The sequence below is a fragment of the Actinophytocola sp. genome (assembly GCF_045807065.1).
Classification (GTDB): Bacteria; Actinomycetota; Actinomycetes; order Mycobacteriales; family Pseudonocardiaceae; genus Actinophytocola.
The window spans coordinates 17,187-28,560 of sequence record NZ_JBJMIE010000209.1; the positions used below are offsets into that span (position 1 = coordinate 17,187).

An 11,374-nucleotide genomic window follows, 5' to 3' on the forward strand; every position below is an offset into this window, starting at 1 on the left:
GCTTTTCCCCGATCCCAGACGAACACTAGCACGAAACCGATGCGCCGGACAGACTGCGTGTTCCCGTTTACCAGTTACCCATTTCTGGGTCGAATAGATTATTGTCCGCGATACCGGTAACTGGTGGGCCTGGGGGTGACCGTGTTCTCCGCGACGTCAACGGCTGTCGATTTTCGGACCCGGCGTTGGCTGGCCGCGGGCATGACCGCGGTCGTGCTCGCGTCCGTGGTGACGGCGGCGACCCCGCCGCTCCAGGTCGCCGCACCCGCCTGGGGGCCGGCCGCGCATCAGGACAAAGTGGTGCCACACCGGGACTTCCCGCTGGTACACCGCGCCACAACCAACAATCACGCTGCCGGCGCGCCGCCCGCGGTGTCCTGGCCGGCACCGGGCGAGGCGACGGTGGAACTCGCCGCCGCGGCGCCAGGAACGCCATCCAAGGCCCGAAGAGCCGGCGACCTGCCGGTGACGGTGGCTGCCTCCACCGGCCCGAAGGCGGTGCGGGTTCGGTTGGCGGACAGGGACCTCACACGGCGGGCGGGCGGGCGCGGCGTGCTTCTGTCGGTCGCGCTGGCCAGCGGTGACTCCGGCGTTGCCACGGTGGGCGTCGACTACGGGGCGTTCCGGGACGCGGTGGGCGGCGACTGGGGCTCGCGGCTGCGCCTGGTGCGCCTGCCCGGCTGTGCGCTGTCCACACCGGAGGTACCGGCCTGCCGGGCGCAGACGCCGCTGCCGTCGCGCAACGACACGGCCGCGCACCGGGTGTCGGCGTCGGTGCCGGTCTCCGCCACCGAGACGACCACGCTGGCCCTGGAGGCCGGCCCATCCGGTCCTCAGGGGACGTTCGAGGCCAGCTCACTCGCGCCGTCCGGGACGTGGGCGGTCTCCGGCAACACAGGCGCGTTCACATGGTCGTACCCGATCGCGCTGCCACCGGCCGCCACCGGCGAGGCGGTCGCACCGCAGGTGACCCTCGGCTACAATTCGTCCACTGTGGACGGTAGGACGGTCGGCACCAACAACCAGTCATCGTGGATCGGCCAGGGCTGGGACTACTCACCAGGTTACGTGGAACGCACCTACCGCCCGTGTTCGGACGACGAGGGCCTGCCCACCGCGCAGCAAACCGGCGACCTGTGCTGGGCGGGACAGGTCGTGACGATGAGCCTGGGCGGCCGATCGGTCCCGCTCGTCCTCGACGACGCCACACAGACCTGGCACGCGGGCGACGACGGCGGCGCCCGGGTCGAGTTGCTGACCGACGCACCCAACGGCGCGTTCCACGGCGAACACTGGCGGGTCACCACGAAGGACGGGGTACGGTACTGGTTCGGCCGCCAGCGCGGCCCCGGCTGGACCGACCAGGAGCAGACCAACTCGACCTGGACGGTGCCCGTGTACGGGCCCCGCTCCGGCGACCCGTGCAACAACCCGGCCGGGTTCGCCCAGTCCTCGTGCGCCCAGGCGTGGCGCTGGAACCTGGACTTCGTCGACGACCCCAGCGGCAACGTCACCGCCTACTACTACGCCCCGGAGACGAACTTCTACGGTGCCGGCAACGGCACCACCGGTGTGCGCTACACCCGGGGCGGCACCCTCGCGCACATCGACTACGGACTGCGGACGGTCAACGGCAGCATCTACGGGCAGACCGTGCCCGACCAGGTGGTGTTCACCCCCGTCGAGCGGTGCGTCGCCGACGCCGCGTTCTCCTGCGACCCGGCGTTGTTCACCGCTTCCAACGCCAGCAGGTGGCCGGACACCCCGCAGGACCAGAACTGCCTCGAGCGCGCGGTGTGCAACAACCACTCGCCGTCGTTCTGGTCGACGAAGCGCCTGGCGACGATCACCACCCAGTACAACACCGGCGCCGGACCCGTTCGGGTGGACAGCTACCAGCTGACCCAGTCGCTGCCGGGCAGCACCGATCCCAAGCAGCTGCGGCTGGACTCGGTGGTGCGCACGGGCTTCGCCGCCGACGGCAGCTCGATCGCGATGCCACCGGTCGAGTTCGTCTACCAACTGCTCAACAACCGGGTGCCGGGGTTCAACAACCAGCCCGCCATGCTGTACTGGCGGATGACCGAGATCGACACCGACACCGGCTCGGCCATCCAGGTGCGGTACCAGGAGCCGGAGTGCGCGGTCGGGAACATGCCTACGGACGCGGCCAACAACACCAGGCTCTGCTTCCCCGCCTACTGGACACAGCCGTTCCAGCACGACCCCACGCTCGACTACTTCCACAAGTACGTGGTCGACTCGGTCCGGGTGTCGGACCGCAACGGTGTGTCGCCGAGCCAGCTCACCACCTACACCTACCTCGGCGAGCCGGCCTGGCACTTCGACGACAACGAGGTGGTCAAACCGAAGCACCGCACCTACGGCCAGTTCCGCGGCTACGCGCAGGTCGAGGTGCGAACCGGCGATCCACATGCCGGGGAGGCGCAGACCCTGGTTCGCAGCACCTACTTCCGCGGCATGAAGGCGGACGTCCTGCCCAACAACGGCTCCCGCCCCGGGGAGGTGACCAACTCCCTGAACGAGACCACCCAGGACGACGACCGCTTCGCCGGGCAGGTCCACGAAGTGCAGACCTTCAACGGCGCCAGCGGAACGCAGTTGTCCACAGTGGTCACCGACCCGGTGGTGGTGGCGACGCCCGCGACCCGCAACCGCCCCGGTCTGCGACCGCTGACCGCCGAAGTGGTGGGAGTCGCCAGGACCCGGACGATCACGTCACTCGCCGCCGGGGGCACCCGCGAGAGGTCGACCACCAACCGGTACGACAGCCTCGGCCGGCTGGTCGCCAGCACCGACTCCGGCACCGGCGTGCCGGACGTGTGCACCACCACCCGGTACGCGGAGGGCACCGCGCTGTGGATCCGGGGCCGGGTCAGCGAAACCCTGACCTCCCAGCAGGTCTGTCCGGCCGAGGGAGTGGCCCCCGCGCCCGTCCTCAAGGGCAGCCGCACCTACTACGACAGCTCCGCCGCCCTGGGTGTGATTCCGGGGGCGGGTCTGGCCACCCGCACTGACGCCGCCACCGGCAACGCGGGTGGCGTGCTTGCCTGGAGCACCACACTGACGGTCGGCTACGACGCGGCCGGACGCCCCACGTCCTCGACCGATCCGCTGAACAACATCACGCGCACGGCGTACACACCCACCGACGGCGGCACCCTGTCCCGGATCGTCACCACGAACCCCAAGAACCAGCAGGCCGTCGTCGAGGTGGAGCCGTCACGCGGCGCGACCACCGCGACGGTGGATGTGGGCGGCCGCCGCACCGACGCCACCTACGACCAGCTCGGCAGGCTGACCGCAGTGTGGAAACCTGGCCGCGCCAAGGGGACGCAGGCCAGCGTCACCTACGACTACCAACTGCGGCGCGACCGACCGCTGGCGGTGACCAAGAGGACGTTGGTGGACTACGGCACCGGCACCAACTACGTGACCACGACGAGCCTCTACGACGCGATGGGCCAGCTCCGCCAGACCCAGACCGACGACGTGTCCAACCCGGACGCGGTCGCCGGCCGGGTCGTGGGGGACGTCTTCTACGACGGCCACGGCTGGGCGGTCCGGTCGAACAACCGGTACACGACCACCGGGGCCCCGGACACCACGCTTATCGCCGTCGGGGACGAGGAGGTCGACGACCGCACGGTCACCACCTACGACGGCAACGGCAGGCCCGTCGTGGCGACCGCGTACCGGGGTCTGACCCCCACCTGGGACACCCGCACCGTCTACGGCGGGGACCGCACCACCTCGATCCCGCCCGAGGGTGGGGTCACCAGCACCACGCTCACCGACGTGCGCGACAACAACGTCGAGCTGCGCCAGTACACGAGCTCGCCGACGGTGACGGGCAGCGGGGTGTCCGGCGGTGCGTACACGACCACCGCCTACCACACCACACCGCTCGGTCAGGTCGACCAGCTGACCGACGCGGCCGGCAACACCTGGAGCTACCACTACGACCTGCTCGGCAGGCAGGACGCCACGATCGACCCGGACGCGGGCACCGCCACGTCCACCTACGACCTGCTCGGCCGTCTCACGTCCGCCACGGACGGCCGCGGGCAGATCCTGTCCTACGAGTACGACCCGCTCGGCCGCAAGACCGCCGAGTGGTCGGGCGCGGTTGGCACCGGCACCAAGCTCGCGACCTGGACCTGGGACACCGCCCCGAACGGCGTCGGCCTGCTCGCGTCCACCGCGCGCATCACGACCGGTGGGAACTACCTCGTCGGGTTCGAGTACAACGGTGCCGGCCTGGTGGCCAAGCAGACGGTCCGGATCCCGCCTAGCGTGACGGGCCTGTCCGGTGACCACACGACCGTCTACCGGCACACTACGACCGGTCAGGTCTGGGGGATCACGCCCACCTCGCTCGGCGGGCTGCCGGGCGAGGACGTCAACACCACGTTCGACCGGTACGGCAACCCGTCGCGGACCGCCGGCTACAACGTCTACGTCAACGCGAGCCAGTACACGCCGTTCGGCGAGCCGGCCAAGTACACGCTCGGGGTCAACAACTCCACAGGCTCGCTGACCTACGACCGGGACGCGCAGACCCGTCGGGTCACCGGCGTGAACCTGTCCGTGCAGGACGAGTTCCCCCAGGTCGACGACCTGCGCTACACCTACGACGACGCCGGCAACGTCACCAGGACCGTCAACGTCCAAGGCTCCCCGGACAACAACGGCCCGGTCCGCACCGAATGCTTCGCCTACGACCCGCTCGACCGCCTCACCGACGCGTGGACCGGCACCGACGGCTGCGCCGCCGCACCGAGCACCACGACCGTCGGCGGACCCACCCCGTACTGGACCACCTGGACCTTCGACACCATCGGCCTGCGCAAGACCCAGACCCAGCACGCGATCGGCGGCGGCAGCGGCTCGACCACCACCTACACCTACCCCCCGTCCGGCCCGGACGCGGTACGCCCGCACTCGCTGACCTCGACCACGACGACCGGCCCGGCCGGCACGTCGACCACCGGCTACACCTACAACGGGTCCGGCGACACCACCACCCGCACCCTGCCCGCCGGCAACCAGTCCCTGACCTGGACGCAGAACAACCGCCTGGAGACGGTCACCACCCCGGGCGGTGTCACCAGCTATGTCTACGATGCCGACGGCAACCAGCTGATCCGCCGGGACCCGGGCCGCACGACGCTGTTCCTGCCCGGCGAGGAGATCAGCCGCGACACCGCCACCGGAACCGTCACCGGCACCCGCTACTACAGCCACAACGGCACCACCGTGGCCCTCCGGATCGGCGGCGCGAACATCTCCTACCTGCAGAGCGACCTGCATGGCACCCTCCAGGTCGCGGTTGGCGCGGTACCACCCGCGAACAGCGACCGTACGGTGTCCCGCCGCACGTTCGACCCGTACGGCAACCCAATCGGCACCGGCCAGGGCGGATGGCCCGACTCCCACGGCTTCCTGGACAAGTCACAGAGTCCCGACACCGGCCTGACCGACGTCGGCGCGCGCAACTACGACCCCACGACCGGCCGGTTCCTCTCCGCCGACCCGGTCCTCGATGTCACCAACCCCCAGCAATGGCACCCCTACGCCTACGCCGGGAACAACCCCGCCACCTTCGCCGACCCGTCCGGATTGATCTACTACCTCGACGACAACAACGCCAGCATCCCCAACACCAGCGCCTCGGCGGACGCCATCGAACGAGCCGACCAGCGGGCAAAGAACAACCAGAAGAACAACATGCTGGCCAAGCTCAACACCCCAGTCTCGTACAAGGGCCACGGCAAGATCAACTCAGGCGGCCTCAACGCGCTCAAGTCGCACGGCTACAAGGGATCGAACGACTTCACCTACGCCGACGCCATCGAGTTCGCCCAACAAGGCGACGACGAGTGGGAGATGGTCTGCCAGGCGATGGGTGGCACATCGGACGAGTGCATGTCGTTCAACCCGTTCACCGGAAAACAAACCCAGAACGGCAAGTTCAACGACGATTTGGAGGTCGTCGGATTCATCGACCTCGCAGCGTTCGCCGTAGCAGGATGCGCGGTCGCGCCGGAAGCCTGCTTGGCCGCGATCTGGGGTGAGGTGATGTGCGACTTCTGCGGCGGCGGCACCGCTACCGTGCCGAGAGCCGCTACCGTGGCCGATGATGTCGCCGCGGCCGAGGCTACGCAACTGAGGACAGATCACAACTTCCAGTTTCCGGGCGCGGGCAGAAGCGGATCCAGGGTGAAAGACTTCGTGGGACCCCCCAATTCGGTGGTACGCGGCGCGTCAGAGGGTCGCGTCTTCGTCACGGATGGACAAGGTAGAGTGATCTTGGATATCACGAAGGATCGAGCTAAGCCGGTGATACCTGGTCAAGGTTTTCCGAAGGGCGACATCAAGACGACACCGACCGCAGAGCAACTGGGTTGGATCGATGATCTATGGGGAAGCTGAACAATGTCCACGGATGATGACGCGTTGGTTGCGACCATCGACGAACTCATGCACAACTTCCGCTCCGCGCTCGTGGCCGTCATACCACCTGCGGAGCGTGCGAAGTTGTCCTGGTCCGACGCGATGAATCAGCACCCTTCTTGGGAAAAACTGCAAGGTTGCCTGTTCGATGTATTCGTGGCGCAGCCAGTGAGCGTTGATCGGAGTCGAACACTGGATCAATACCCGACAGCGCCCTACGATATCGACGTAGATGACTACAGTTCGAATAGTTGGATAGCCTGCGAAGCGGAAACTATAGGACGAGAGCTAGCCTTCGTGAGATTCACGACTGACGGAGAGCCCTTCAATAGAGTGCAGGTTGCCGAAATCAACACCGCTACTTATCGTCGAGTGGACCGTTACGAAATCCCACTGACTGCCGCCAGATTTTCACTCGTCCGCCGGGCACCCGGCACTGAAGCATCCCGCATCTACGCCGTGACGGCCGTTGATTGACATACCCGAATGTGGTACTGGATGCGCCGAAGGGAAGACCGACGTTCTCGTGGGTCGAGCGCTGTGCTGGCCCGCAGGAGCGAGCGTCGCTGCGCCGCCCAGCGGGTGCTAGCGCTGCTGCTTAGATGCAAATCTGACAGCTGAACGTTGCGAACCGTGATTGGAATGCAGAATGGTGAAGCTATTGTCAGGTTGCCGTCGAATGATGTCTGTACCGAGCGCGTCGGTGACGAGTTCGGTGCGCATGTGGATGTTTATCGACCAGCCGATGATCGGTCAGGAGTAGGCTTTCATGACCGCGGCGCAGTAGACCTTCCCTTCTTCGGTCGGGTGCTCGATGTCGGTGATCCACAACCGGCCCGGTCCGTCAACGGTAAAATGGCGGTTGACTAGTAGTGCTTTGTTAGGTGCTGTTGAGCTGGGGTTTCTGTTGGCTGGTTTGGGTCGGGACGGGTTGTCGGCAGGTGTGGCAGAAGCCCGTCCAGACCACGAGTAAGGCCTGGAGTTCGCGCAGTACTGCGTAGAGAGTCAGGCCTGCGCAGGGGCTTTTGGGGTGCGTCGGAGTTGGGTGCAAATCGCCTGAGCCACCGCGGTGAGAGTGACGTGACGGTGCCAGCCGAGCCAGGAGCGGCCTTCGAAATGATCGAGGCCGAGGCCGTCTTTGAGTTCGCGGTAGTCGTGCTCGATCCGCCAGCGGATCTTCGCCAGCCGCACCAGGTCCCGCAGCCGGATATCCGGTGGGAGGGTGGACAGCCAGTAGTCGGTGGGTTCGGGTTGTCCGGGTGGCCACTCGGCCAGCAGCCAGCACTCGGGCAGGTTGCCATCCTGGTCACGGGGGATGTTGCGGTTGGCCGGCCGCACTCGCAACGCCAGGAATCTCGAGCGCATGCTCGCGTCGGGTTCCCTGGTGTTTTCTTGGATCCGTGGCGCCAGACCACGAACCGGCCAGCCGACCGACCGGCAGCTATGACCAGACTCTTCAGACTGACAGGTTTGTCGGGGTAACACGGTGCGGGTGGGCGACCGTGACCGCCGTAGGCCGGTGTCACCGGCACCGCCTCCGCTAGGTGGGCGGTCGCGGTCGGGGACACCGCGAGCACGTAGGTCAGACCGCGTTCGGTCAGACCGAGCCGGAACTCGGTGGCATCGCCGTAACCGGCGTCAGCCACCACCGGCCGCCGCAGCAAACCCCACTGGCCGGGTGATTGGCCGATGATCTCGTCGAGCATGTCCAACGCCAGCCGCCACTTCTCCTGATGCCGCACCTCATCCGGGATCGCGCTACGAGTCCGCCGGCGCCGGATCTCGGCCAACATCTCGGGCGTGGCCTGGCCCCCGGCGGCCTTCTCCTCGTCCCAGGACTCCGGCAGGAACAGCCGCCAGTCGATCGCGGCGGAGGCCCAGTCGGTGACCGCGTGCACACTCACCCCGACCTGACAGTTCCCTGTTTTACCCAACGCACCGCAATACATCCTGGCCACACCAGGAGAGTCCTTGCCGTCCTTGGGGAATCCGGTGTCGTCGATCACGAATGCCCGCGGATCGACGAACTCCTGCGCCCATACCGCCAACCTGCGCCGGACCTCGACGTGGTCCCAGGTGGAAGTGGTCACGAACTGCTGCAACTGCTGGTGGTCGACCCCAAGCCGCTCTGCCATAGGCTGCATCGACTTACGCTTGCCATCCAGCATCAACCCACGCAGATACAACTCACCCTTCGCCCGCTGATCACGCCGCGCGAACCCACCCAGCATCCGCCCGGCGAACTCCTCGATCACCGGCCGAACCTGATCCATCTCCTCAGGCGTCACCCGACAAGAAGATCACACACACAACCCACCCCATCATCCGGACCTAACAAAGCACTACTAGGTCCGGAGCAGGTTCGGCTGCCGGGCCGCGCATCGTGGTCCAGGAGCGCCGGCGCCGGTAGAGGGCCCGGACGCCCCACCCTGACGCATGAGCTCAAAGCGTTCCGGGCTGGTGTTCACCGAGGAGAACGGTAAGCCGCTGCATCCGGCCGACGTCACCGAGCACTTCAAGTTTCTGAGCAAGCAGGCCGGCCTGCCTCCGATCCGGCTTCACGACCTACGCCACGGCGCCGCGACCATCGCGCTCGCTGCCGGGGTCGAGATGAAGGTCGTTCAGCACATGCTTCGGCATGCCTCGATCACCACCACCAGCGATCTGTACACGAACGTGCTACCCGAGCTCGGCAGCTGAGGCGACCGCCCGGATGATCCCTCGAAGCAAGATCAACATTCTCGGGCACCCCTCGGGCACGCACAAGCCCGATGTGGACAGTCAGATTGATCATGCAAGCGGCGTGGAACGCGCAAAACCCCAGGTCAGCGATAACACTGACCTGGGGTCTGAACGTACGCCGCCAGGGACTCGAACCCCGAACCCGCTGGTTAAGAGCCAGCTGCTCTGCCAATTGAGCTAGCGGCGCGTGTGGAGCGGTGTGCTCCTGCGCAACGTCATGAACGTTAGCACGCCCCCCGGGCGCCCCTGAAACCGGATTCCCCTTTTTGTGGATCTCCTGACCGGTCCGCTGGTGCCATCCGGCACACTATGGACTGATAACAGTGGCTGGACGGGGGATTCGACATGACTCTGAGTCGACGACGGGGTCTGCTTCTCGGTGGTGTGGTCGCGCTGGTCGTGGCTGTGGGCACCTCCTGTACCGGGACGCCCGCGGCTGGGGAGAAGGACGGCGCGACCCCGAACACGCCCAGTGCCAAGCCCGCGCCGCCCAGGAAGGCGGTTCAGCTGACCGTTACGCCGGGGAACCAGGCCGCGAACGTCGAGCCGTCGGGGCCGGTCACCATCGCGGCGGCGGATGGGAAGGTTACGCAGGTCACGCTGGTCAACGATGCCGGGGAGGCGGTTCCGGGGCAGTTGTCGCCGGATGCGAGTACCTGGCAGTCGTCGGTGCCGCTCGGGTTTGGGAGGACCTACACGGCCACCGCCACGGGGCAGGGCACGGACGGGAAGCCGGCCACGGTCACGTCCGTGTTCACGACGGCCACGCCGCGGCGGAAGGCTGACGTCTCGATGAACCCGCTGGACGGGCAGGTGGTCGGGGTCGGGCAGCCGCTCGCGTTCTACTTCGACACCTCCGTGACCAACAAGGCCGCGGTCGAGCAGGCGATCCACGTCCAGTCGACGCCCGCCGCCGAGGGGGCCTTCTACTGGTTTTCGGACAAGGAAGTGCACTGGCGACCCAAGGAGTACTGGGCGGCGGGCACCAGGATCACGATCAACGCGGCGATCTACGGGCGGGACTTCGGCAACGGGGTGTACGGCAACGACAGCCGGGTCGCCAACGTCACCGTGGGTGACGCGGTGGTCGCGACGGCGGACGGGGCCACCCACCAGATGACGGTGACCGTCAACGGCGCGGTCGCGCGCACGATCCCGATCTCCATGGGCAAGCCCGGTCACGAGACACCGGCGGGCACCTACGTCGTCATGAGCGAGCACACCAACTACACGATGGACTCCGGTACCTACGGCGTGCCGGCGGACACACCCGGCGGGTACCGGACGACCGTGGCCGTCGCCAGCCGCATGTCGAACAGCGGGATCTTCTACCACTCGGCCCCCTGGTCGGTGGGTGACCAGGGCCGCCGCAACGTGAGCCACGGCTGCATCAACATGACCACCGAGGCCGCGGCCTGGCTGCAGAGCATCTCCAACAAGGGTGACGTGATCATCGTCCAGAACAGCGGCGGCCCGGCCCTCGAAGCGTGGGACGGCCTCGGTGACTGGCAGATCCCCTGGGACCAGTGGTCCGCCGGCGGGAAGCGCTAGCTCAGATGATCCCGGCACGCATCGCGTACGCCACCGCGTGGGGGCGGTTGCGCAGGCGGAGGCGGCTGGTGATCGTGTAGATGATGTTCTTGACCGTGCGTTCCGAGTAGCTCAGGTTCCTGGCGATCTCGTTCGTGTCCAGGCCGTCCGCCATGAGGCGGAGCACGTCCACCTCGCGCGGCGACAGGCCGGACGCGGTCAGGCCGTGCGCCGCCAGGACCTCGTTGTGCAGGCGCTCCGCGTGCCCCACCAGCTGGCCCAGCAGGTTCGGCGGCAGGTCCGCCCCACCGGTGGCGGCGGTGCGGACGGCCTGGGCCAGCCGCTCGTCGCCGGCCGCGGCGCGGGGCAGGATGGCCATCACGCGGCACTCCACCGCGGGCAGCAACTCGGCCTCCCTGATCTCGTTCACGACCAGCACGATCGGCCTGCGGACCTCGGCCGCGGCGGCGCGGAGCACCGTGACGGCGGCGGTGGACAGGCGTTCGAAGCCCGCCACGACCACGTCCGCCTCACCGTCGGTCACGACCACGTCCGGCAGCGACTCCAGGCAGGTGCTCAGGCCCGCCGACGTGATGGCGTCGAGCGCGCGGACGGTCACCCGGAC

General features: G+C 67.5%; 5 protein-coding genes, 1 tRNA gene and 1 pseudogene. 4 read left to right on the top strand and 3 right to left on the bottom strand.

Going from position 1 to position 11,374, the window contains the following annotated elements; all coding sequences use genetic code 11:
• Positions 1–123: 123 nt before the first annotated feature.
• Both ACJ73U_RS12225 and ACJ73U_RS12230 read left to right on the top strand, forming a co-directional pair.
• Positions 124–6,456: an RHS repeat-associated core domain-containing protein gene (locus ACJ73U_RS12225; protein WP_407777692.1), complete on the top strand. Its 6,333-nt coding sequence runs from the start codon at positions 124–126 to the stop codon at positions 6,454–6,456.
• A 24-nt stretch (positions 6,457–6,480) separates the two neighbouring features.
• Complete coding sequence (locus ACJ73U_RS12230; protein WP_407777693.1) at positions 6,481–6,954, top strand: hypothetical protein; 474 nt, start codon at positions 6,481–6,483, stop codon at positions 6,952–6,954.
• Positions 6,955–7,482: 528 nt separating this feature from the next.
• On the opposite strand, the pseudogene ACJ73U_RS12235 reads toward ACJ73U_RS12230, so the two are convergent.
• Positions 7,483–8,765: pseudogene (locus ACJ73U_RS12235) on the bottom strand (IS701 family transposase).
• Positions 8,766–8,913: 148 nt separating this feature from the next.
• On the opposite strand from ACJ73U_RS12235, the gene ACJ73U_RS12240 reads away from it, so the two are divergent.
• Positions 8,914–9,177, top strand: a complete 264-nt coding sequence (locus tag ACJ73U_RS12240) for a tyrosine-type recombinase/integrase (protein WP_407777694.1) — start codon at positions 8,914–8,916, stop codon at positions 9,175–9,177.
• Positions 9,178–9,333: 156 nt separating this feature from the next.
• Here the strand turns inward: ACJ73U_RS12240 and ACJ73U_RS12245 are convergent.
• A tRNA-Lys gene (locus tag ACJ73U_RS12245) sits at positions 9,334–9,406 on the bottom strand.
• Between the two features lie 158 nt (positions 9,407–9,564).
• Here ACJ73U_RS12245 and ACJ73U_RS12250 point away from each other — a divergent pair.
• Positions 9,565–10,770 (top strand): Ig-like domain-containing protein, encoded by a 1,206-nt coding sequence (locus ACJ73U_RS12250; RefSeq protein ID WP_407777695.1) that lies wholly within the window; start codon positions 9,565–9,567, stop codon positions 10,768–10,770.
• Between the two features lies 1 nt (position 10,771).
• Here ACJ73U_RS12250 and ACJ73U_RS12255 read toward each other — a convergent pair.
• A partial coding sequence (locus ACJ73U_RS12255; protein ID WP_407777696.1) for a response regulator transcription factor occupies positions 10,772–11,374 on the bottom strand: 603 nt, incomplete at its 5' end.

Bases quoted from the DNA above. Each gene is read 5' to 3' on its own strand.
- ACJ73U_RS12240 (WP_407777694.1), top strand. From the start codon at position 8,914: ATGAGCTCAAAGCGTTCCGGGCTGGTGTTCACCGAGGAGAACGGTAAG.
- ACJ73U_RS12250 (WP_407777695.1), top strand. From the start codon at position 9,565: ATGACTCTGAGTCGACGACGGGGTCTGCTTCTCGGTGGTGTGGTCGCG.